Origin of the sequence: Hymenobacter bucti (genome assembly GCF_042681145.1) — a bacterium.
GTDB classification, from domain to species: Bacteria; Bacteroidota; Bacteroidia; order Cytophagales; family Hymenobacteraceae; genus Hymenobacter; species Hymenobacter bucti.
In genome coordinates, this window is record NZ_JBHUFD010000002.1 from 73339 (window position 1) to 95277 (window position 21939).

The window sequence follows — 21939 nt, forward strand, 5'->3', positions numbered from 1 at the left end:
ACGTGGGGCTAGGGTGAGAAAGCGGACTTTTTGGCGGCATTTTAAGCAAAATACCTAAGAAATGATGAAAAAAAGTCAGTGAAATTAACCAAGAGCTTCTTTTATTGCCGAATAAAAAGGTGACATAGGTGTATCCACAGACTCAGGATTTGCCAATGCACTTCTCACCTGTACTGCTATGTAAGACTTATAAACCTCGATTTGAGGAACAAGGCTATAGATACTGCTTGTATCTATTTGAATTGTTCTAATCTGAGTCAAATCAAATGGTATCCTATCGCTTTTCCTGATTATTTGAACTGTAGGCATTCTACATGCGTGCCTAATAGCTATTTCATAGAACACATTAGGATTATGAAATGATAAGTCAGCAATAACAAGCTTAGACTTTATTATGTGCTCTATAATCTGTGACGTAATCATACCGGGCTTACCAATTTGGTCGGCCCTCACCACAGTTAAATTAAATTCCTGCAAAGCAGGAACTACAATAGATTCCAAGAATAAATCAGAATGCTGACGATGTTCAGAACCATCTTCACCTATAGGAGTAATATAAAAACAAGTAGTATCCCAAGTAGTAGCAGATTTTAGGTCAACGATTACAGGATTCGCAACATTTGAAGTGGGTACTAAATCCGAAGATTTTTCAATTACTCTTACTGAATGACCATTTTTGGATAACTCCTCTAGAATAGATTCTATAGGAACTAACCTTTCCGTTCCTGAAAGCAATTTTAAAACTCCTATATATTTTGCATTTACAATGAACGTATCAACACATTCGCTAACTTCATTTAGCAAGTACCCTCCATCAACCAAAAAATCCTTTATAACATTGGGAGAAGGAAGCTTGCTATTCTTATACTGTTCGTAAATAGAATTAAATGGCTTTATACTTTGTATCGCTAACTTAAATTCTGCTGTTATCTTCTCAGAATCAGAAACCTCTGAACTTGTCACCAATTTTCCCTCTTCTGTCAGTTCAATAAATTCCGCCTGATATCCTCCAGTGGTAAGATTATATCTGGCAGAATTTGTAATTAACTGCCTACTTAATCCACTGTCAGGCGATTTTCCTAAGTAATCAAACAATGTAAGCCTTCTGACCCTTTGGCCAGCGGCAAATTTTTGTATTGCGTTAGCTATTTCCAAAGAATTCTCGAACGTTGTGGCAGGAAAACTTCTTTGAACCTTAATTCTCTTCTCTTTCTCTTGCGGCTCTTTTTTAGCAGTTTTGCCACCTTTGTTTGTAGGCTTTACTTCGCTCTTTTTTGGCGCACTAGCTTTGTTTGATGTAGAGGCAGTTTTCTTCGGTGCAGCCTTAAGCTTCTTCAGCTTTACTTCAGAGCCGTTCGCCTGAGGTTGGCCATCCAGAATCGAATTATCTATTTCTGCCATAACAATTAAAAAAGAGAGTGTAGGACGCTATCAAGTATACTGGATTATATCCTCTGAGCAAGAGTGAGTTTGCAACTTATATCCTCTCTAGCAGTGGAAGTTGCACCTTCGTTAACGTTCGGCCGCAAGCTACGGCAAAACTACTAGTTCCCAAACTGGCGCGAGATTATAGCTCATGTTTTTTATAGTGGATGTTATACTTCCACTGACGCGCAACGGTAAGCTATGACTGGTCTATCCAATTCTCCAGCGTCAAGGTAGCAATAGGCGCAAAGTGACGGGTGTTGCGCGTCACGAGCGTGAGGCCGTGGGCTAGGGCGGTACAACCAATCAGCAGGTCGAACTCATCGATGGGGCGGCCCAGAGCGCGCAAACGCACTTTTTCCGGGCCATAGACTTCAAAGCAGGTGCCTACCAACAAAATGCGGCCAGCGAAAAGCTGTTGCAGGATGGCAAGCGAATGGCGATTGGCCGCTTGTTTGGACGGGGCGCTTTTGGCAATTCCGTAAAGCAACTCGGCGATGGTTAGCTCGCTGATAAAGCAATTCTCCACCCCAATTTGCAGTATTTTCTGGCGCAAGTCGAATTCGTCTTTCGACCAATGGATGCAGATGTTGGTATCAAGCAGGTATTGACTCATAGCTCCACGTCGCGGTCGCGGAAATAACGAGCTTCCCGAATTTGGCGAGCTAGCTCAGTGCCGTCTTCATCGGACTGCCAAGAGCCGGCGAACTCATCTAGCAACCGCGCCTGCTCTGCGTTGGAAGTCTTGGCTGAGGGAGTTGTTGTGGCTTTCACGCCTAGGCGCTGCGCCAGATGAAGCAATAAGTCCAGGTCGGCATCATTGGCCGATTCTAAAACCAACGTAGTAAGCATAGTTGAACGAGGCTAAAGACCGTGGTAGGAAGTATTCCCAGCGCAAACTTGGCATCTTGGATGGGGATGTCGAGCATGTGCTTTATACTTCCAAAACTACGGGCCTTTGGCTTAGTTCCTTTAAAAGAGGAAGGGCACCTACTCGCCCGCCACCACCTATATGAAACCAAACACCCTAGCCGCCTTTTACGACGCGCTTGCCCCGGGTCCTGAATCCGCAGTGGGCGTGCTGCCGCCGCCGGACATGGGGCAAGGCGTGGGGCATTTTAACGTGTTCTCCTTGGCAGACCTGCGCGGGGCGCCCCCGATGACGTTTAGCCGGCGGGCCTACCACAAAATCACGCTCTGCCGCGGGCTTAGCCAGGTGGAGTGTGCCGACCAGGCCCCGCACGTGGGCGCCAATACCTTGTTTCTGGTGACGCCGCGCGTGCCCTACCGGTGGCTGCCGCTCACCGAAGATTTTGGGGGTTATAGCTGCCTCTTCGACGATGCCTTTCTGCTGCCCGCCCGCACCGGGGTGGTGCTGGCGGAGCTGCCGATTTTTCAGCCCGGCGCCTACCCGGTGTGGGAAGTGGCCGAGGCCGACTGCACGGCGGTCGAAGCTATTTTCCAGAAGATGCTGCACGAGCTCGGGTCGGGCTACGCCTACAAGCACGACCTGCTGCGCACTTACCTCTGGGAGCTGATTCACCTGGTGCAAAAGCTGCAGCCGGCCCCCGCCCCGCTGGCTACGCACAGCGCCGCCGAGCGGGTCGCCACCCAATTCACGGAGCTACTGGAGCGGCAGTTTCCGCGCCTCAGCCCGCAACCGCCGCTGCGCCTGCGCACCGCCACCGACTACGCCGACCAATTGGCGGTGCACGTCAACCACCTCAACCGCGTGCTGAAGGAGACGACGGGCCAGACCACCACCGCCGTCATCAGCAGCCGCTTGGCGCAAGAAGCCAAGCTCCTGCTGAAGCAAACCGCCTGGAGCGTTTCGGAAATTGCCGATAGCCTGGGCTTTGCCGATGTCGCCCACTTCTGCACCTTTTTCAAGCGCCACGCCGGGCAGACACCGGGGGATTTTCGGCGGCTAGCGTTGTTTGGGGTTTAGCGGGGCTCACGTGGCGCCTCACCCCCGGCCCCTCTCCGAAAAGGAGAGGGGAGCCGACCGCAAATTGACGTTAGCGGACATTAGAAGTCGTCAAGCTCCCCCTCTCCTTTTCGGAGAGGGGCCGGGGGGTGAGGCGCCACGTAAGGCCAGCCTATACAGCGACCCCGGATTTGCTTTCTTCAAGATGTTTGAAATCTAAAACAGATGGGTTGACTGGCGAAGTTTACCCCTCGCCTACCGCCCGGACCTTTGGGGTATACTTACTCGCCTCCTTAATTCAAGGAGGCCAACCCCACAGGCAACATGGTAAATAAGAAAATTGCGCTGGTCACCGGCGGTAACAAAGGCATCGGCTTCGAAATTGTGCGGGGGCTGCTGCAAGCGGGCTGCCGGGTGTACCTAGGGGCCCGCGAGGCCGCCAAAGGCCAGCAAGCCGTAGCGGAACTGGCCGCCGAAGGCGACGTCCTATTCCTCGAAGTAGACCTAGGCAACCAAGCAACGCTCGACGCGGCAGCGGCGCACCTGCAACGCGAGGAAGGCCGCCTGGACATTCTGGTGAACAATGCGGGCATCAATGTGCCTGGCGACGGTTCGCCTAGCCAGGCCGAGGTGCGCAGCGTGGAGCAAGCGCTCCAAACCAATTTTCTGGGCACGCTGGCCGTCACCCAAACGTTTTTGCCGCTGGTGAAGCAGGCCGCAGCGGGGCGCATTGTCAACGTGTCTAGTCCACTGGGCTCGCTCACCATCGTTGGGCAGAATGACTGGGCCCTGCTAGGGTACTCGGCCTCGAAGGCCGCACTGAATATGCTCACCGTGCAGCTCGCCTACGAACTGCGGGATACGGCCATCAAGGTAAATTCGGCCGCGCCCGGCTACACGGCCACTGACCTCAACGGCTTTGCGGGCACGGACACCCCCGCGCAGGGCGCGGCGGAGGCCATTCGGCTGGCGCTGCTACCGGCCGATGGGCCTAGCGGCACGATGTCCTCTGCCACCGGTGTCTTGCCCTGGTAAGGGCTGGCCGCTAAGTGGCGGCTAGTGCTATCCCAAGCATTAAATAAGCCCCAGCGAACGAACTCCGATAATTGACGGGGCTCGTTGGCTGGGGCTTATCTAATGCTTGGGCTAGCGGCTGGTAGCTAACCTAGGGCTGGGGCAGCGGACCTTACAGCTTGACGCCTTGGGCCTCCAATTGCTTTTCCGACGCGGCTTGGTTGGCCGCGAATTGGGCGTGCTGCTCGGGGGTGCGCTGGGTACCCAAGCTAGCCAGGTGCTGCCGCACCTCGTCGGCAGGCAAATCGGTGCAGTACAGCGGGGTGCCGGGCTGCTGCCGCCACGATTCGTGCAGGCTGCCGCCATCGATGGCGTCGTAGCCTAGCTCTTCGACCAAGGCCATCACTTTCTGCTTGGCGGCGGCCTCGTCGCCGGCCACGGTCAGCGCGATGCGGCCGGGCGTGCCGGCGGGCTTGCCAGGGCTAGCGAGCTGCGCGGCGAAGATGTTGTTGAACACTTTCAGCACCGGGCGGCCTAGGTGCTGCTGCACCCACTCGCTCTCGGTGAGGTCGCCGGTTTCCAGCTCAGGTATTTGACCATCGCGCAGCAAGGGGTAGTAGTTGCTGGTGTCGATAACGGGCACGCTGGCCGGCACGCCCGCAAACAAATCCTTGGGCAGGTCGGGGATGCTTTTCAGCGGAATGGTGACCACAATGATTTCGGCGTGGTGAACCGCTTCCTGGGTCGTAACGGCGGTAGCGCCGGTTTTCTGGGCCAGGTCCGTCAGCGTCTCAGGGCCGCGCGAGTTCGCGATGGCTACCGAGTGGCCGAGGCTGGTGAGCCGCTCGGCCTGGGCGCTGCCGATGTGGCCGGCCCCAATGATTCCAATATTCATAATGCGGGTAAATGAGCAGGTGTTGATGAGCCGTTTTTCTCTAAAAGCGGCTCGTGCTAAGACTGCCTGCCCGGCCAGATTGTTTTGCCTGTGCCCCCTAAGTTGGCGATAGCTCACAGCCAGCACCCTTCCTGGCGGCAGAGGGCACCCCTCCCTTAAGGCGGAGCGGTAAGCACGCGCCAAATTCGTGTTTAGCGCCGGGAGGCACCACTTCCCAAAAGCAGGGTGCCCTAGCTACGGCTGCACTCAACCCGCTCCAGTGCAGCTAGGGCGAGTGAGTGACAGTGATATAACCAACGGCTTTACCGATACACTAAAACGCCAGCAGGAGCACCCGACTTGGATGCTCCTGCTGGTATGAAATGCCCTAGCAATCAGCTAGGCTTGGCTTATGCTACCTCTCGGCAACCCATAACCGATGGCCTATACCTGGCTGGGTTTGCGCGGCAGCTTGCTGGGGCGGCGGGCAAGGCCGGGCGGTTATTTTTTGCCGCTTGGCTTTTCCGAGTCGGCGCTGTACTTCACCTTTCCCATTTTCCGGATTCGCTTGCGGTCTTCGCGGCTCATGCCGGGCACTTTTTCATCGCGGCGTGAGGCGCGGGGGCTGCCGCCGTCGCGGGTGGCGGGCGTGCTGAGGGGCTGGCTGCCCGGCACCGTAGCGGGCGTCACGGGCACCCCGGTGGGGTTGACTACCGCCCCGGCTGGGGCTACCGCGCCGGACGGCAATACAGTTTGGGCCTGGGCGGCGGTGGCACCTAGGGCGCAGAGCGTGGCAAATGCAAGTAAAAGCTTCATAAAAACGAGAAAGCAGGGTGAAAGTACTTGCTACGCATCACGCTGAATTTCGGATGCTATCGCCTCCCCCAGCCGAGACTAAAATCTGGTGTTCAGCCAGGCCTCAGGGGCCGCACTGTGCCGGTACTGAGGTAGCAGGCGGGGTGGCAACACCTAGGTTAGGCTTAGGCTAAAGCCGAGCGCCCGGCGCGGCGCAACAGCCACCCCGACGCGACCCAGATACCGGCAAAAATGGTGTTCAGGGCCAGCACGTACAGCATCCCGAGGTCAACCTCAGGCTTCCAGATAAGCGCCGCCACCAGGGGCACCGCAAACTGCGTGAGCGCGGCGGCAAACATGGCGCGCGCCATACCTAGCGGCCGGAAACGCGCCACCAGCGCCCCCACGCCGGCTACGGCGAGCACCGCGCCATAGAGCAGGTTGGCGGGGTTATCCTCGCTGCCGATGAACCCCACGGCCAAATTGCCCCAAACAAGCAGCAGGCCGGCGGCCACCGCCACGCCCACCCCTAGGCGGTACGAGCCATTGGTGCTCAGCTTGGATACCAGCACGTACGTGAGGCCCGCGCCAAACAGCAGCGCCCCCATAATTACAAAATCCGACAAAGTCCAAACTACTTCTTTCGTGAACTGCATCGCTACCAAGGGAATGAGGAGCAAGCAGGCCGTAGCCAGCGCTAGGCGAACAAGGCTTTTAGTTAGGGTCATGGCCGTAGGTTTTTAAAGGTGAAGCGTGAAAGAAGGAAGTACAAAAGCGAGGGCTCTACTGAGGGCGGCCCCATTGCCAGGCGCCTTTCGCCACCGAGCCAGGCTGGGGCCAAAGCAGCGGCGGCAGACCCAGTCAGGAGTAGCGTGAGCGACAACGATACAAAGCAAGCAAAAGAACTTTGCATTTCAAAGCACGTGCAGAAAAAAATATCTTGGCCTCGTTATTCCTAGGTGTCAAGCTTCTCGCTGGGCACACTACGCTCCTGCTTTATACAGCCGTAGGGTTGCTGCCAGCAGGGTTTCACAGCTCCCACTCCCCGGCCAGCAGGCGGGGCAGCAGCGCGTGCACGATGCGGTAGGTGGCGCCCCACAGGTAGTGCGGCCCCACCCGCCCGAAGTCTACCAGTTCGGGCGCGGGCCAGCCGGGTAGCTGCCAGCTTTCTTGGCCGGCGTTGGCGGGGTCGGCCAGGTGGCTCAGGGGCACTTGCAGCACCTCGGCAATCTCGGTGGGCTGGTAGTGCCACGTGGGCGGCGGGCTAATGCGGGCCAGAAACGGGGCAATGTGAAAGCCACTGCTGCGCGTGTACACCGGCGGCAGAGCGGCCAATACATCAATAGCCGCCCTGGGCAAGCCGATTTCCTCTTCTGTTTCGCGCAGGGCCGTGGCCAGCAGCGAGGCGTCGGCGGACTCGCGCTTGCCCCCCGGAAACGCCAGCTGCCCGCCGTGCACGCCGTAGCTGCTGCGGTGCACCAGCACCAGGTTAGCTTCGCCGGCCGCGTCGCGAAACACGGGCACCAGCACCGCCGACTCGCGCAGGGTAGGAGGAATAGTCATGCGTAACGGGGAGGGCCGCCGGCTAGCTGGTACTACGCCAGGCAAGCTGGGGAGATGTTTGCGGGGCAGAAACTACCCGCAAAATACCCTGGCAGTCGCCTAGGGTATTCGAAAAGCACCGGTTCGCTTAGTGCCGCGCCGCCAGCACCTCGCGCACTTTCGTCCACTGGAGGTCGGGGTAGCGGTCGTTGTCGAGCGCGCCAAATTTGGGTAGGCCAGTGAACATATTGTGCAGGTACTGCATGCCTTGCCAGGGCGGAAACACTTCGTTGGGGGCGGGCACCAGGCGGCGGGTTATCCGAATCATTAGCTTGAGCACCCAGAGGCCGCCCGCGCGCAGGCACCCGAAGCGCTGGCCGGTAGCGGCCGTAGCGGCGGCCTGCAAGCCGCGGACGGTGGCTACCTCGCCGGCCACGCGCAGGTAGCGCGGCGTGGTGGGGTCGAGGGCGGCGGCGGCGGTAAAGGCGGCCGTATCAGCGATGGTGGTAAAGTCGAGCGGCTGGTCGGCCGAGCCCCAGTACAGGATGCGCCGGAGCTTGAAGAGCACCATCGGCGCCTGCCCGGTCAGCAGGTCCATAAACATGCCGTTGAGCACCGACGTGGCCTGGATGGGTGCCTGGTCGAGGCGGCGGTTGAACTCGCGCCGCAGGTCGAGGTTGCGGTTGCTGCCCGCGGGCAGCTTGGTGTAGTCGATAGAAAAATCGGAGGGGATGAAGCGCGGCACGCCAGCCGACACGGCCGCGTCGAGCAGCTGGGTTTGGGCGTACACTATCACCTCGCGCAGGCCCGAAAGCGCCGATACTACGCAGGCCGCGCCAGCGCAGGCCCGCACGAGCGCCGCCGCGTCTTTCAAATCGACTTCTACTATTTCCACGCCCCGCGCCCGCAGGGCCGCAACTTCCGGCTTGGTGTTGCCGGGGCGCACGAGGGCGCGCACCCGCGCCCCGCGCGCGCGCAGCGCCAGCGCAATCCGGTGGCCTAGGTCGCCGGTGGCGCCGGCCAGCACGATGAGGGCAGGCACAGCCGCTGGGGGGCTGGTAAAAGTATCGGGATTGTTGACCAAAATGGAAGTGAGCAGCTGATAAGTAAATAAATATCCGCGCCAGCGCACCCTAGGGCACGCCCGCCTACTACTAATACGGGCGGTGTGCGAACCAGTTGGCGAGGCGCGGACGCGGACTGTTGCGCCGGGCTAAATCTGCCTAAAGTTGTCGCAGGGCGACGTAGCGAAGCACTGGTTGAAGTCTGGCGTCGCTCAGCGCCGTTGCGTCACAACGACAACTCGCGACATTCTGCGTCTTATTACGCGCGGCCGGTAGTAACTGTCGGCGGCATGCTGAGCACAGCGAAGCATCTTGGTCGCTTCTTCTATACTGTACAAAGGGGCGGCCAAAATGCTTCGCTGCGCTCAGCATAACAGTCGATTTTTATTTTCAAAACTTCATCGAAAAAGCCCTCACCATTGCTGGAAAGGGCTTTTCTTATTCTCAACCGGCTAACGCCAGGTGAGCAGCGACTACATCTTGGTTTTGGTTTTCATCGAGCCGTCGCTGCTCTTCATTTTGCCGTCTTTGTGCTTCATCTTTCTGTCTTTGCGGTCGGTGCCCGACATGTTGTCCTGGCGCTTGCTGTCAACCCGCTGCTGGTCGGTGGAGGGGTCGCCAGCGCTGGGCATGTTAGACGGGTTGCCAGTTTGGGCGCCGGGCGCGGTGCCAGGGGCTACGGTTTGGGCAGTGGCGGCGCTGGTGGCAAGAGCAAAGGCGAGGGCCAGAATGGATGTGGCTTTCATAAAAATCAGGAACAAGGGGGTGAGGAGAGAAGGGCAGCCGACGGCTACCGTACCAGACTATACGCGGTACCGCACCAAGCGTTTACGTCCGCTTAACCTAGGGTTTGGCTCCGCAGCGCCGGCCCGCGTTTTTAGCTGTGCCGGAGCACTATTGCCCTGCGGGAAGCACATAAAGTTGTACTTCTTTCTGGCGCAACCCTGCCCTACTCAGCGGCCAGCCAGGCGGGGGCCCAGTACTGGCCGGGGCCGAAAAAGAGCCGCAGCACCGCGTCGGTGAGCTTGTCCCCGTTGGCGCTATTAGTCAGCAAAACGAGGCTTTCCTTTTTGTCCGGCAAAATCATAAAGAAGCCTTTGAAGTCGCCGTTGTCGCCCCAGTGCCAGAGGGCGGGGCCCTGGCTGGTAGCGGCCAGGCCCAGCCCGCAGGCCCAGGCAATGGCCGGGTCGGCGGCGTTGGCGGGCCGGCCGCAGCGGTCGGCGGCATTAGCGGGCGTGGTGAGCAGGCGGGCGGTGGCGGGCGCCAGGCCCCGGCCGGCCAGCAGGGCTTGCAGAAACCGGCCGTAGTCGGGGGCCGTGGTCAGCAGCGAGTAGGCGCCGTAGGGCGCCGCGTAGTTGGCGATGGCGGTGGGCTGGCTCTTGTCGTCGTGGCCGGTGGCGGCGCGGGCGGCAAACCGGCTCTGCCACACAAAACTGCTGTTTTGCATACCTAGGGGCCGAAAAACCTCTTCCTGGGCCAGCACCTCAAACGACTTGCCGGTGAGGTGCTCCAGCGTTTTTTGCAGCCACACGTAGCCCTCGCCCGAGTAGTTCCAGCAGCTATCGGGCGCGTACTTGAGGCGCAGCGCCGACGTGGGCCAGGTGGGCGCCAGCGGGTACTCGGCCCAGTTGGGCAGGCCCGTAGTGTGGGTGAGCACCCGGCGGGCCGTGATGCGGGCATTGCGGGCATCGGGCTGGAGCCTAGGGTAGGGCGCGTAGGCCAGCAGCGACTTGTCGAGGTCGAGCACGCCGCGGTCGTGCAGGCGCAGGGCCACGTAGGCCAGCACCACCTTGCCCAGCGAGGCCGCCTGCAAGATGCTGGTGGCCGCCATGGCCTCGTTGGTGCCGGCCCGGCGCAGCCCTAAGGCGTAGGTTTGGGTGGTGCGGCCCTTGGTGTAGCTGAGCTGCAGGCCCGGCACATTTTCTCGCTTGAGCAGGGCGGTTAGTTCGGCTTGTTGCGCCCAGGCGGCGGGGCCAGTCAGCAGCAAGAGCAACGCAAGCAGTAGTTTCATACGGGGCGGGAGGCGTAGATATCAATGGCTTCGAGGGAAACCCCGTCGCCGTGGGTGGCTAGGTAAGCTTGGGCGCGGTGCAGGTAGCGCAGCTGCGCATCGTAGCGCACAAACGGGCTGAAGGGCGCCGTGGGCTCCCCCACCCTGGCCACCACGCTAAACGCAAGCTGCTCCATTGGCGCGGGTTGGAGCGCGGGCGTGGCCTGGGGCCACCTAGGGCCGAAGTTGCGCACGGCCAGGTACATGAGCTTGGCGCGGCCGCGGCGGGTACCGCCCGCCAAGCAAGCCAGGTAAAACATGTAGTGCGTGTCGCGCCAGGGCCGGGTGCGGGTGTCGCAGGCCACGTCGTGCACGATGGAGGCGTACACGTAGTCGCCGGTGAAGGGCGAGCCCACCAGCGACCACAACACCCTGGGGATGCTGGCCCCATCGACGAAGCTGCCGCTCGGCGCCGCCCACACGGTGCCGTTGGCGGCCTCGGTGAAGGTAAAATCGTCGATAACCCGCACGTTGCGGTTGGGCACGCCGGGCGTGTCGATAAACTCAATCTTGGGCGTGTCGGAAAATACGCCAGCGGTGGGGTCTTCGGTGATAGGCATTGGATGGGAGGCCTGCGCGCGCTTAACGGCCGAGCTAGGCCGCGTTGGGCGCCCAAAATAGCAGCTAAAAGCCAGTCGCTGGCCCGGCGGGTGCGTACCTAAGGGCTGGGTGTTTCGTGCTGCGTGCCATGCAAAAGCTTTTTTTCCTCCTAGGGTGCAGCCTGTGGGCCGCGCCAGCCGGGGCCTGCCCGTGGTGCCGGCCGCGGGTGCAGGCGGGCATCTACACGCCCGCCTACCCTACCAACGTGCTGCTGGTGCTCTTGCCGGTGGCCGTGCTGCTGGCCCTCGGGGTGGCACTGTTTTACTGGGATAAACTACGGCCCTACTTCAATGCGAGCGATGGCAATTCATAACCATTTGGCGCAGCGGCGCACGCCGCTGGTGGCGGCCGGCATCTTGCTCGGGGCGGGCCTGGGGGGCTTTGTCGATGGCATTGTACTGCACCAGATACTCCAGTGGCACAACATGCTCTCGGGCCAGCTGCCGCCCGATACGCTGGTGCGGGCCAAGGTCAATATGTACTGGGACGGCCTGTTTCACGCGGCGGTGTGGGTGCTCACGGCCGTGGGGCTGGCCATGCTCTGGAGTGCCACCGGCCGGGCCGATGTGCCGCACTCGGGCCGCACGCTCCTAGGTGGTCTGCTGCTGGTCTGGGGCCTGTTCAACGTGGTGGAAGGCATCATCGACCACGAAATTCTGGGCCTGCACCACGTGTACGAGTACACCCCCAACCACCTGCCCGCCGACCTCGGTTTTCTAGCATTCGGGCTGGCGCTGCTGCTCGGCGGCGGGGCATTAGTGCGGGCGGGAAGGGGAATTATAAATTAAAAAAGATGAATTAAAAACGAGGGGCGCTCACTTTTTAATTTATCATTTTTAATTTATAATTCCCTTATCGACTCAGGTTATCCGTACACGGCGCGAGGCGTTTCATTTCTTCGCCTCCTTTTTCCGATGTCAACTTTCACCGTCGAACGCCTTTCCTTTCAGCACCTCGCCGAGCTACCCAATGCCTGGCAAAACGCCGACTACCTGGCCCTGCTCAACGCCCTCTCCTACGACAACCCCGAGGCCATCGCCCCGGCCGAGCTCAAGGAGATGACCCAGCTGGCCCTCACCGACCTCGAGCCCGCCGAAGCCGCCGAAATTGTGCTCGGCTACCTCGCCGGCGAGGCGCTGACCAAGGGCCAGACCGAGCAGCTGGCCCACCAGATGCCGACCGAAAAGCTGTGGGAAGAAAACCCCAACTTTGCCCTGCACCAGAAGTTTTTCAACGCTACGCAACTGCTCTACACTGCCTACAACGGCAAATTTCCGCACCCGCAGGCCGTCGAGTTTAAAGTAAAAATCACGGCCGCTGACCCCGCCGACCTGGCGCTGCTCGACCACGAGCCCGCCGCCGCGCTGCTACGCCTGCTCGGCCCCGGCCTGTCGGACCGCGCCCTGCTGCACCGCTTGTTTAGCGACCAGCTAGCGGGCGGCGAGTTTGCCGAGGCCAATGATATTCTGTGGCAGTTCACGCCCAGCGAGAAGACGGACACCAACGTGGTCTACGACATTATCAGTTCCGACTACTGGCTCGAAGAGTTCAAGTTTGCCGACACCTACGAGGCCACGCTGCCCACCGAGTAGCGGCGCCCGTTGTAGAGTAGGCTGTATTTGTGGCCCGCTCAACAATACTTTCTAACCAATAAAACGGCGTTTGTCATTGCGAGCGCAGCGAAGAAATCGCATTTAGGAAGAACCTAAACGGCTCGTCCTAATGTAATTACTTCGTTGCGCTCGCAATGACAAACGCCGTTTTATTGGTTAGAATAATTCGAACAGTCCCTAGGTGGCACCTAGCGGCTCAGCGGCTGCGCGGCCACGCCCTGCGTGGTCAGCTTCACGGGCTGAATGGCGCCTTTGGCGTCGAAGTGCATTTCTTCGAGGCACACCACGCGGTGGTTGCCGTCCTTATCGCCCAGTGGGTGGCGGTGGTAGGCGATGTACCACTTGTCGGTGCCCGGCACGTTGATGACCGCGTGGTGGCCGGCGCCGGTGCCCACTTTGGGGTCCTGGGCCAGGATTTTGCCCACCCGCTGAAACGGGCCGAAGGGCGAGTCGCCCACGGCGTAGGCCACCGAGTAGTCGGGACCGGTCCAGCCGCCCTCGCTCCACATGAAGTAGTACTTGCCCTGGCGGCGGAACATGATGGGCCCTTCGACGTAGCCCGCGGGCGTAATTTCCTTGAACACCGTGCCATCGGCCATGGGTAGGAAACCCGTGAAATCGGGCTTGAGCCGAGCGATGTTGCAGTGCTGCCAGCCGCCGTACACGAGGTAGTACTGGCCGTCTTTGTCCTGAAAAACAAACTGGTCAATGGGCTGGGCGCCGTTCTCGATGGTGCCCACCAGCGGCTTACCTAGGTAGTCTTTGAAGGGGCCGGCGGGGTTATCGGCCACGGCCACCCCGATGCCGCCCGGCGGCTCGTTAGCTTTTTCGGGGTGGTAGTCATTAGCCCCGAAGAAGAGGTAGTACTTGCCGCCTTTGGCCACGATGGCGGGCGCCCACACGGCGCGGTGCGCCCACTTCACGCTGGCGGTGTCGAGCACGCGCGGGTGCTTGGTCCAGTGCACCAGGTCGGGCGAGGAAAAGGCGTCGAGGAACACCTGCTGCTCGTAGGGCGCCGAGTAGGTGGGATAGAGCCAGTACTGCTTGTTGAAAATGGCTGCGTCGGGGTCGGCGTACCACCCCGGAAACAGGGGGTTACCGCTGGTATGCGGCTTGGTGGGCTGGGCGTGGCCGGCCAGGCTGGTGGCCAGCAGCCCGGCCGCTAAGAGCATTGCTTTCATGGCGCCAAGGTACTGGTGCGGCCCGCATTGCAAAACGCGGCGCACTAAGCCAGAGATGTTTCCGCCACAACCCACCTAGGTGGCCCGGCGTACCACCAGCGTCCCTCAACCCCTGGCCCATGTCTACCCTCGCCCCCGCCGAACTCTCGCGCCAGCTGCGCCTCGGCCGCAGCCCCGACCTCACGCGCCGCCGCTGGATTATCGGCCTCTCGCTCGTGACGGTGGCGGCCGGCCAAATCGTGACGCTCTACCAAACCGGCGTCATCTCGCACCTGCCCGACCCGCCCCTGGCCATCTTCGATTCCGACAAAGTTGATGCCTCCGACTACGGCTATCAGCGCCTGCAAATGCCCGACGCCCCCGCCATGATAGTGACCGGCGGCATCACGGCCATCCTGGCCTCGACCGGCGGCCAGGAGCGCGCCACTACCCTGCCGTGGCTGCCCGTAGCCCTGCTCGGCAAAACGCTCATCGACTTGGTTACCAACGTGCAACTGGGCCGCGAAGAGTGGCAGGAAAACAAGAAACTCTGCTTCTACTGCCAGGCCAGCACGGTGGCCGCTACGGCCGCCGCCGTACTAGCCGTGCCCGAGGCGATAAAGGCGTTTAAGACGCTATTTGGCAAGAAAGCAGCCTAGGCGTACGCGCGCTGCAAACCACGCATACTCGCCGCGAAGTAGGGTGCGGGGTTTGCCCCCGCCCGGCGTTGCTGAGCACGCGGCTGAACAGCGCCGGGCGGGGCAAGCCCCGCCCGGCTACCCGAATTTTTGTAGAATACTACTTCGCAGCCAGTTTAACAAGGCGAGTAGAACTCCACTTCCTGCAACCGCCCTTTCTTAAATAGCAAGTGCAGATAATTGTCCGTGGGCTTGCCTTGGTGGTAAAAAGGCAGGCTCATAACTTCTCCCGGCTGGCCGGTAGCCGGCACATCGGCTTGCTTGGCCGACGCTGGAAAGACGCGGCGGACGTCTTCCAACGTGGTGTTTTGGTTGAGCGGAAGCGGCCCTAGCTTGCCCTGAAACTTGCCCGTTGTGACCTCGAAGCTGCCTAATACTGCCTCCCTACCATTCACTTCGTACATCGTGTTGCCGTAGTACCACATGTCGCCGCGGGCACCGTCCAGCTTGTTCAGGCTTGCCAACATGGCGCCGCACTCCACGGCGCCTTTGGCGATGCTGTCGGGGCGGCCCAGCTGCTGCGCTAGCTGCTTAGTGGTTGTTTCTTTCACCACCTTGCCATTGACAGTGAGCATGTCCCATTCGATAGACTCCGGCTTACCGGGGGCGGGCGCGGCGCTAGCCTGCTGCGGGGCACCCGCGGGCGCGGCGGTGGGGGTAGTGGGGCTGCTTTGGCAGGCGGCCAGCCAGCTCAACGTAGCAGCTAATGGCAAAAGATGTTTCATAAGGGGAATGAAGTAAGCGGGGCACTAGGGCAAGGTTTACCTGCCAGTGACGCGTTGCAATGGTCTGACGAGAGACTCATTAGCTCAAGCCTACGTTGCATGCTGGCTCCTCCGCTGCTAGCCAGCGTCCCCCCGCAACCTGCGCGTTTCGCCGCAAGCACGCTTTACTCCGCCAGCTCACCTAGGGCTCGCAACGCCGGGTCGGGCGCGGGCACCGAGCCATCGGGGCGGGCCCAGGGGCGCGAGGGCGCCAGCGGCAGCACTAGCAGTTGCGCCACCGTTTGGGCGGCGGGGTCGGGGTAGGCGGGCACGCCGATGGTAATGGTTTGCTGGGGCACATCGAGGCGCCGGGTGCGGTGCAGCCAGTCCCAGGCCATGAGCACGACGCCGAAGTTGCTGTGCGTTTCGTGCTCCACCATCGAGTGGTGCACACCGTGCAGGCGCGGCGTCATCAGCCAAGGGGCCAGCCGGCGCTCCAGGGCAATGGGTAGGCGCCAGTTGGCGTGCTGAAAGGCGGTAAAGGCTTCAAACACGGCCTCGTAGCCCAAGGCCGTGGCGGGACGCACGCCCAGCAGCGCGGGCAGCCCCGCCCGGTACGGAATGCTGGCCAGCATCTCGCCAAAGTGAAAGCGCCAGCCCGTCGTCAGGTCCATGTCGAGGTCGCTGTGGTGCACGCGGTGCAGCCGCCACAGCGCGGGCGAGTGCAGGAGCCGGTGCCAGGTATAGGCCAAGTAATCAAGCAGTAACACCTCCAGCACCAGGCGCGGTGCTTGGGGCAAGCGGGCCGCCAACTGGGCCACGCGCCTAGGGGCTGCCAGGCGCGTCAGGCCCACCATAGCGGGCAGCAACGTTAGGCGCATGGCGGGCAGCGAGGGCGCGGCCAGCAGCACGTTGCGCCGCCAGCGCTCGGCGCGCGGGCGGGTGCGGCGGCGCAGCGGGCGGGTGGTTTCGAGCAGCAGCAGGCCCACGGCCAAAGCGGCCAGGGCCGGGCCCGCCCAGCGGTCGAAACGCTTGAGCAGGGGATGGTTGACGGGGAAAAGATTCATGGAAACACAATACAGTTAGCCTGACTTATAGCAAATGAAAAGTCAGTAGACGGCTGTAGCGCGAAGCGGTGCTTCGCGTTGCGTTTGCCCCACAATTTGTAAGGCAAAGCTTCGCACTACGGCCCATCTACTGACTTTTTAATTCCAACTAATCAGTACCTCTTAGGACGCTGGCAGGTTGCCCAACGTAAGTACTTTCTAGCCCGCAATGCGGCGCCGCTTTAGCCCAGCCTTTGGTCAGCATCATCATTCCTACCTACAATGAGGCGGCGAGCATCGGCGGCCTACTGCGCTATCTGCCCACAGCCGCGGCCGGCGCCCCCGCGCCCGAAATACTGGTAGTAGACGGCGGCAGCACCGATGCCACCGCGGCCCTGGCCCGGCAGGCGGGCGCCACCGTGTACCGCAGTCCGCGCAAGGGCCGGGGCGCGCAGCTAAACTACGGCGCCGCGCGGGCGCGGGGCGAGGTGCTGTATTTTCTGCACGCCGACTCGTACCCGCCGCCGGGCTTCCTGGCCGACCTAGGGCGGGCCATCGGGCAGGGCTACGGCAGCGGCTGCTACCAGCTGGCCTTCGACCACGGGCACTGGCTGCTACGCTTCAGCGCCTGGTGCACGCGCTTTCCGTTCACGTTTCTGCGCTTCGGCGACCAAAGCCTGTTTGTGCGCCGCGAGCTGTTTGCCCACCTAGGCGGCTACCGCGAAGACTTGCAGATAATGGAAGACCAGGAGCTGGTGCGGCGCCTGCGGGCGCGGGCACCGTTTGTGCTGCTGCCGCGGACCGTCACAACCTCGGCCCGCAAGTACCTGGCCAATGGCGTGGTGCGGCTGCAAGGCATTTTTACGCTCATTGTGCTGCTGTATTGGGCCGGCGTGTCGCAGGCTGATTTGGTGCGGCTGTACCGGCGGCTTATCCGGCAGGGTAAGCTGTAGATTCAGTTATTCCTTACCTGATTGACAACTGGTAATTACTAGTTGACCAGCTGCTCATCTTCGCTCACGAGCCTATTCCGGGCGCGAGCGCAACTCGCATCTGCATTAGCAAACGTTTGGTTGCGCCAGATGCTCACTGCGCGAGCGCTCGGACTCGCAGAGCCCAGGTTACACCGTGGTCAGTTCAGCCCGACCTTACCCTTCATCGACTCAAACAGCTTGGGCGAATCGAAGCCTACGCCATGCTTGAACACGATTTCCATCTGGCGCAGCCGGCTGATATCCCTTTCGGGGTCGCCGTTTATCAGTATTAGGTCGGCTTGCTTGCCGGGCTCGATGGTGCCGATGTCGCGGTCGCGCCCGAGGTACTTGGCGCCGTTGAGGGTACAGATTTTGATGGCTTGCACCGGCGTGAAGCCGCCTTCTAGCAACTCGATTTCGCGGCGGTTGGCGTAGCCCGCGATGGTGCGGCCCGCGCCGGTGGGGTCGGTGCCGGCCACGAGCAGGCCGCCCGCGTCGTAGAACTGCTTTTCCCAGGATTGCTCCTTTTTGAAGAGCGCCACGCTGGCCGAGTCCTTGCCCTGATTGCTCTGCCAGGTGGCTGTTTCGCGCTCTTGCAGCTGCGGCATCAGCGCCTCAAGGCCGCCCCCTAGGACCACTTCGCGGCCGGTGTAGGGCTCGAACACGGGCAGCGTGGAGGTGAGCGCCACGTTCTTGCTAATCAAGAGCTTGATGAGGTCGGCCATGGCGGGGCTACCTAGGGGCAGGCGCTGCAAGGCCTGGCGGGCGGCGGGGTAGTCGCAGGCATCGGCGGCCTTGCCGGCCACGAAATCGGAGCTGGCCATAAAGCCGTGCTCCAGGTTGTCGATGCCGGCTTCGGCGGCCTCGCGGTAGGTGATGGCGCAGAGGTGGCCGGTGACTTTGAGGTGGCGGGCGTGCGCTTCCTGCACCACGGCGGCGAGGTCGGCGCGGGTGGCGTGCATGTACATCTTGAACGAGGTGCAGCCCCGGTCGGCCCAAAACTTGGTCGAGGCCGCCGCATCGGCGGGGCCTTTGATGGTGTTCAGGGCCGGAATATCCATGCCGGGCTCCTCCATGTAAGGCGCGGTCACGTCCATATCGGGCCCGATGAACTTGCCCTCGCCGATGAGGCGCTGAATGGCCAAATCGGTCTGCGGCTCGATGCTGCCGGCCGTGCGGATGGTAGTGGCCCCACCCGCCAAGTAGAGCCTAGGAAACGAGTACGGCATCTGGGCGATGTTGAACAACCCGCCCGCCGGCATGGTGTAGTAGAGGTGCTCGTGCAGCATCACCAGCCCCGGAATCAGCGTTTTGCCGGCGCAATTAATAACCTCGGCGCCGGCCGGCACCTTCACTTTTTTACTAGGTCCCACCTGCTCGATGCGGCCGTCGCGCAGCAGCACGGTTTGGTGCAGCAGCGCCGGGCGGCCGGTACCATCGATGACTTTGGCATCGGTGAGGGCCACTACCGGCGCGCTCACCTTAATATATTCCTTGACCTGCGGCGTGAAGGGCGGCGCAATGGCCTGGCCGGCCGCGGGAGCCATCGCCAGGAAACCCAGCAGCGCGGGCAAACAACGGCGGAGGATAAGTTTGCTTGGCATAGCGGGCAGGTCAACGTGGGGAAGGGGCGCCCCAGGGGCAGGTCGCGGCCAAATATATCTTGCTAAAAGCCAGCAGCCATCGCCCATAGCGGTTTTGCGTAGACACCGTATGCGCGTTTCCTACTCCGAGTTGCAGCAAGAATTTAAGCGCGTGCTCCTGACGCTGGCTTTCCCCGAAGCCAAAGCCGAGCAGTGCGCTACGCTCTTTGCCGATAATAGCCGCGATGGCGTGTACACGCACGGCCTCAACCGCTTCCCCACCTTCGTGGGCCACGTGCAAACTGGCCTGGTGCACCCCGCCGCCGAGCCCACGCTAGTCGAAACCAACGGCCTCGTCGAGCGCTGGGATGGCCACCTAGGGCCCGGCCCCACCAACGCCACCGCCTGCATGGCCCGCGCCATCGAGCTAGCCCAGCAGCACGGCATCGGTTGCGTGGCGCTGCGCAACACCAACCATTGGATGCGTGGCGGCAGCTACGGCTGGCAAGCCGCTGAAGCGGGCTGCATCGGCCTGTGCTTCACCAACACCACGGCCATCGTGACGCCCTGGGGCGGCACTGACCCGCGCCTCGGCAACAACCCGCTGGTGCTGGCGGTGCCGCGCCCGGCCGGGCACCTGGTGCTCGACATGGCCATTTCGCAGTTTTCGTTTGGCAAGATGAGCACCTACGCCACCCGGCACGAGCCCCTGCCCCACCCCGGCGGCTACGACCAGGCCGGCCACCTCACCACCGATCCCGCCGCCGTGCTGGACACCAAGCGCGGCCTACCCATCGGCTTCTGGAAAGGCTCGGGGCTGGCCCTGATGCTCGATATAGTGCTCACCGCCCTGAGCGGCGGGCGCTCCACAGCCGATATTACCGAAGGCGGCCAGGAGTCGGGCGTGTCGCAATGTTTCATTTGCATCAGGCAGCCGGCTATGCACGAGGCGGTTATCGAAGAAATTCTAAGCTTCACTAAGAGCAGCCCGCTCGGCCCCGACAGCACCGGCATTTTCTATCCCGGCGAGCAGTCGCTGGCCACCCGCCGCGCCAACCTAGCCGAGGGTATCCCCGTCGAGGAGGCCATTTGGCAGCAAGTATTAGCCATGTGATAAGCTCCCAACTAACATAAAATCAGATGGCAATTGCTTCTCACGTTGGCTGCTCGGGCTACCACTACCGGCACTGGCGCGGCGTGTTCTACCCCGAAAAGCTGCCCATGCGGCGCTGGTTTGAGTACTACAGCCAGCACTTCCACACCCTGGAACTGAACGTCACGTTCTACCGCTTTCCGCAGCTTTCCGCGCTCGAAAACTGGTACGCCCAGGCGCCCGCCGATTTTCAGTTTGCGGTAAAAGCGCCCCAGCTCATCACGCACTACAAGCAGTTCCACGGCGTAGGTCAGCTGCTCGGCGACTTCTACGACACCACCGGCCGGGGCCTGCTCGAAAAGCTGGGCCCCGTGCTCTTTCAGCTTCCGCCTAGGTTGGCCTACGAGCCCGACCGCCTCACGCGCATCCTCGATTGCCTCGACTTGAGTTTTGTAAACGTGCTGGAGTTTCGCCACCCCAGCTGGTGGCGCGAGGAAGTGTACGCCGCCCTGCGCCAGCGCGGTGTGGCCTTTTGCGGCCAGAGCCACCCGCTGCTGCCCGATGCCGTAGTGGCCACCGCGCCCACGCTCTACTACCGCTTCCACGGCGTGCCCGACCTCTACGCCTCGCCCTACGCCAGTGAGGACCTAGGGCGCTACGCGGCCGAAGTAGCCGCCGCGCCCGGCGTCGAGCAGGCGTATTTGTATTTCAACAACGACATCGGCGGCTCGGCTATCGGCAACGCGCAAGAAATGCGCGCCCTGCTGTAGCTTAGACGCATGCTCGACCTCATTATTGACGCCCGCCCGGCCGCCCTCGCGCCCGGCTTTGCCGTAAAGCGCATCCTCCCCTACCGCCTGCGGCGGATGCTGGGCCCGTTCATTTTTATGGACCACGCCGGGCCGGTGGAGGTGGCGCCGGAACAGCTAGCAAACCTCGACGTGCTGCCGCACCCGCACATCGGGCTAAGCACGGTGAGCTACCTGTTTGGCGGCCAGGTCACGCACCGCGACAGCCTAGGCGTTGAGCAAATCATCCGGCCGGGCGAGGTGAATTGGATGACCGCCGGCCGCGGCATCGCCCACTCCGAGCGCTTCGAAGACCCGGCCGCGCTGGCCAGCGGCGCCCTCGAAATGATACAAACCTGGGTGGCACTGCCCGAGGCCGATGAGGAACAGGCGCCCGCTTTCCGCAATTACCAGCCCACCGAGCTGCCCATCTTCACCGATACCGGCGTGTGGATGCGGCTGATTGCCGGTGACGCTTTCGGCCTTAAAAACGAGGTCGAGACGCACTCGCCGCTCTTTTACATGCACGTGGTGCTGCAAGCGGGCGCCCGTTTTGGGCTGCCCCGCGGCTACCCCGAGCGCGGTGCCTACGTGGCCAAAGGCGGCGTAGAAGTGGGCGGCCGCGTGTACACGCCCGGCCAGCTGCTGGTCTTCACGCCGGGCCTCGACCCGGTACTGGTGGCGCGCGAGCCTAGCACGCTCATGCTGCTGGGCGGCGAGCCCCTAGGTGAGCGTTTCATCTGGTGGAACTTCGTATCGTCGCGCCGCGAGCGCATCGAGCAGGCCAAAGCCGACTGGCAAGCCGGTCGCATCCTCCTCCCGCCCAACGACAACCACGAGTTTGTGCCCCTGCCCAACGACCGCACCCGCCCCGCGGGCTCAGGCTCGCCGCCGCCGCAGGCGCTTTCTTAACGCCACGCCGGCGCCTGTTGTTAATCATCCCTATTTCACCACAAAAGGTCCTTTGCACATGTGCAAAGGACCTTTTA

The 21939-nt window shown here is 61.5% G+C and carries 25 protein-coding genes; 10 read left to right on the forward strand and 15 right to left on the reverse strand.

All coding sequences use genetic code 11. The features are described 5' to 3' along the window. Positions 1-84: 84 nt before the first annotated feature. From ACFSDX_RS06280 to ACFSDX_RS06290, 3 genes are all read right to left on the reverse strand, one after another. Positions 85-1401, reverse strand: coding sequence for a hypothetical protein (locus ACFSDX_RS06280; protein ID WP_382312385.1), 1317 nt, complete (start codon positions 1399-1401; stop codon positions 85-87). A gap of 223 nt (positions 1402-1624) precedes the next feature. Then, complete coding sequence (locus ACFSDX_RS06285; RefSeq protein ID WP_382312387.1) at positions 1625-2041, reverse strand: PIN domain-containing protein; 417 nt, start codon at positions 2039-2041, stop codon at positions 1625-1627. Continuing rightward, positions 2038-2277, reverse strand: a complete 240-nt coding sequence (locus ACFSDX_RS06290; RefSeq protein ID WP_382312388.1) for a hypothetical protein — start codon at positions 2275-2277, stop codon at positions 2038-2040. Before ACFSDX_RS06290 ends, ACFSDX_RS06285 begins: the two co-directional genes overlap by 4 nt. A 160-nt stretch (positions 2278-2437) precedes the next feature. On the opposite strand from ACFSDX_RS06290, the gene ACFSDX_RS06295 reads away from it, so the two are divergent. Both ACFSDX_RS06295 and ACFSDX_RS06300 read left to right on the forward strand, forming a co-directional pair. Continuing rightward, positions 2438-3373, forward strand: coding sequence for a helix-turn-helix domain-containing protein (locus ACFSDX_RS06295; protein WP_382312390.1), 936 nt, complete (start codon positions 2438-2440; stop codon positions 3371-3373). 303 nt (positions 3374-3676) lie between these two features. Then, positions 3677-4387 carry an SDR family oxidoreductase gene (locus tag ACFSDX_RS06300; protein WP_382312391.1) on the forward strand — a complete coding sequence of 237 codons (711 nt, stop codon included), beginning with the start codon at positions 3677-3679 and terminating at the stop codon, positions 4385-4387. Between the two features lie 151 nt (positions 4388-4538). Here the strand turns inward: ACFSDX_RS06300 and ACFSDX_RS06305 are convergent, their stop codons facing one another. The 8 genes from ACFSDX_RS06305 to ACFSDX_RS06340 form a co-directional block, all read right to left on the reverse strand. Continuing rightward, the gene (locus tag ACFSDX_RS06305; protein WP_382312392.1) at positions 4539-5261 is read right to left on the reverse strand and encodes an NADPH-dependent F420 reductase; all 723 of its coding nucleotides are present in this window, start codon (positions 5259-5261) and stop codon (positions 4539-4541) included. Between the two features lie 480 nt (positions 5262-5741). After that, on the reverse strand, positions 5742-6056 hold the full coding sequence (locus ACFSDX_RS06310; RefSeq protein ID WP_382312393.1) for a hypothetical protein: 315 nt from the start codon (positions 6054-6056) through the stop codon (positions 5742-5744). A gap of 164 nt (positions 6057-6220) precedes the next feature. Next, positions 6221-6763, reverse strand: a complete 543-nt coding sequence (locus ACFSDX_RS06315) for a hypothetical protein (RefSeq protein WP_382312394.1) — start codon at positions 6761-6763, stop codon at positions 6221-6223. Between the two features lie 301 nt (positions 6764-7064). Beyond that, entirely contained in the window at positions 7065-7598 is a 534-nt protein-coding gene (locus ACFSDX_RS06320) for an NUDIX hydrolase (RefSeq protein WP_382312395.1), read from the reverse strand. A gap of 127 nt (positions 7599-7725) precedes the next feature. After that, entirely contained in the window at positions 7726-8619 is an 894-nt protein-coding gene (locus ACFSDX_RS06325) for an NmrA family NAD(P)-binding protein (RefSeq protein ID WP_382312396.1), read from the reverse strand. 495 nt (positions 8620-9114) lie between these two features. After that, positions 9115-9387 (reverse strand): hypothetical protein, encoded by a 273-nt coding sequence (locus tag ACFSDX_RS06330; RefSeq protein WP_382312398.1) that lies wholly within the window; start codon positions 9385-9387, stop codon positions 9115-9117. Between the two features lie 203 nt (positions 9388-9590). Next, positions 9591-10652, reverse strand: coding sequence for a serine hydrolase domain-containing protein (locus ACFSDX_RS06335; RefSeq protein WP_382312399.1), 1062 nt, complete (start codon positions 10650-10652; stop codon positions 9591-9593). After that, entirely contained in the window at positions 10649-11251 is a 603-nt protein-coding gene (locus ACFSDX_RS06340; protein WP_382312400.1) for a DUF1353 domain-containing protein, read from the reverse strand. Before ACFSDX_RS06340 ends, ACFSDX_RS06335 begins: the two co-directional genes overlap by 4 nt. 128 nt (positions 11252-11379) lie before the next feature. Here ACFSDX_RS06340 and ACFSDX_RS06345 point away from each other — a divergent pair, with 128 nt between their 5' ends. The 3 genes from ACFSDX_RS06345 to ACFSDX_RS06355 all read left to right on the forward strand — a co-directional run bounded on the left by ACFSDX_RS06345 (position 11380) and on the right by ACFSDX_RS06355 (position 12883). After that, positions 11380-11604 carry a hypothetical protein gene (locus ACFSDX_RS06345; protein WP_382312401.1) on the forward strand — a complete coding sequence of 75 codons (225 nt, stop codon included), beginning with the start codon at positions 11380-11382 and terminating at the stop codon, positions 11602-11604. After that, positions 11591-12079, forward strand: a complete 489-nt coding sequence (locus ACFSDX_RS06350) for a DUF2243 domain-containing protein (protein WP_382312402.1) — start codon at positions 11591-11593, stop codon at positions 12077-12079. Before ACFSDX_RS06345 ends, ACFSDX_RS06350 begins: the two co-directional genes overlap by 14 nt. A 126-nt stretch (positions 12080-12205) precedes the next feature. After that, a complete protein-coding gene (locus tag ACFSDX_RS06355) occupies positions 12206-12883 on the forward strand; it encodes a hypothetical protein (protein WP_382312403.1) in 678 nt (225 codons plus the stop codon). A gap of 209 nt (positions 12884-13092) precedes the next feature. Here the strand turns inward: ACFSDX_RS06355 and ACFSDX_RS06360 are convergent, their stop codons facing one another. Further along, complete coding sequence (locus tag ACFSDX_RS06360; RefSeq protein WP_382312404.1) at positions 13093-14085, reverse strand: glycoside hydrolase family 43 protein; 993 nt, start codon at positions 14083-14085, stop codon at positions 13093-13095. A gap of 119 nt (positions 14086-14204) precedes the next feature. Between ACFSDX_RS06360 and ACFSDX_RS06365 the strand changes: the two genes are divergently transcribed. After that, positions 14205-14723 carry a vitamin K epoxide reductase family protein gene (locus ACFSDX_RS06365; RefSeq protein WP_382312405.1) on the forward strand — a complete coding sequence of 173 codons (519 nt, stop codon included), beginning with the start codon at positions 14205-14207 and terminating at the stop codon, positions 14721-14723. Between the two features lie 155 nt (positions 14724-14878). Here the strand turns inward: ACFSDX_RS06365 and ACFSDX_RS06370 are convergent, their stop codons facing one another. Then, positions 14879-15487 carry a hypothetical protein gene (locus ACFSDX_RS06370; protein ID WP_382312406.1) on the reverse strand — a complete coding sequence of 203 codons (609 nt, stop codon included), beginning with the start codon at positions 15485-15487 and terminating at the stop codon, positions 14879-14881. Between the two features lie 164 nt (positions 15488-15651). Then, positions 15652-16533 (reverse strand): sterol desaturase family protein, encoded by an 882-nt coding sequence (locus tag ACFSDX_RS06375; protein ID WP_382312407.1) that lies wholly within the window; start codon positions 16531-16533, stop codon positions 15652-15654. A gap of 233 nt (positions 16534-16766) precedes the next feature. On the opposite strand from ACFSDX_RS06375, the gene ACFSDX_RS06380 reads away from it, so the two are divergent. After that, positions 16767-17465 (forward strand): TIGR04283 family arsenosugar biosynthesis glycosyltransferase, encoded by a 699-nt coding sequence (locus tag ACFSDX_RS06380; protein WP_382312408.1) that lies wholly within the window; start codon positions 16767-16769, stop codon positions 17463-17465. Positions 17466-17644: 179 nt separating this feature from the next. Here the strand turns inward: ACFSDX_RS06380 and ACFSDX_RS06385 are convergent, their stop codons facing one another. Continuing rightward, positions 17645-19060, reverse strand: coding sequence for an amidohydrolase family protein (locus ACFSDX_RS06385; RefSeq protein WP_382312409.1), 1416 nt, complete (start codon positions 19058-19060; stop codon positions 17645-17647). Positions 19061-19199: 139 nt separating this feature from the next. Between ACFSDX_RS06385 and yiaK the strand changes: the two genes are divergently transcribed. Genes yiaK through ACFSDX_RS06400 form a run of 3 tightly spaced genes read left to right on the forward strand, consistent with a single transcriptional unit; the run spans position 19200 to position 21862 of the window. Beyond that, positions 19200-20183, forward strand: a complete 984-nt coding sequence (gene yiaK / locus ACFSDX_RS06390; protein WP_382312410.1) for a 3-dehydro-L-gulonate 2-dehydrogenase — start codon at positions 19200-19202, stop codon at positions 20181-20183. Positions 20184-20209: 26 nt separating this feature from the next. Then, a complete protein-coding gene (locus tag ACFSDX_RS06395; protein ID WP_382312411.1) occupies positions 20210-20932 on the forward strand; it encodes a DUF72 domain-containing protein in 723 nt (240 codons plus the stop codon). A gap of 9 nt (positions 20933-20941) precedes the next feature. Then, positions 20942-21862 (forward strand): pirin family protein, encoded by a 921-nt coding sequence (locus tag ACFSDX_RS06400; RefSeq protein ID WP_382312413.1) that lies wholly within the window; start codon positions 20942-20944, stop codon positions 21860-21862. The last annotated feature ends 77 nt before the right edge of the window (positions 21863-21939 follow it).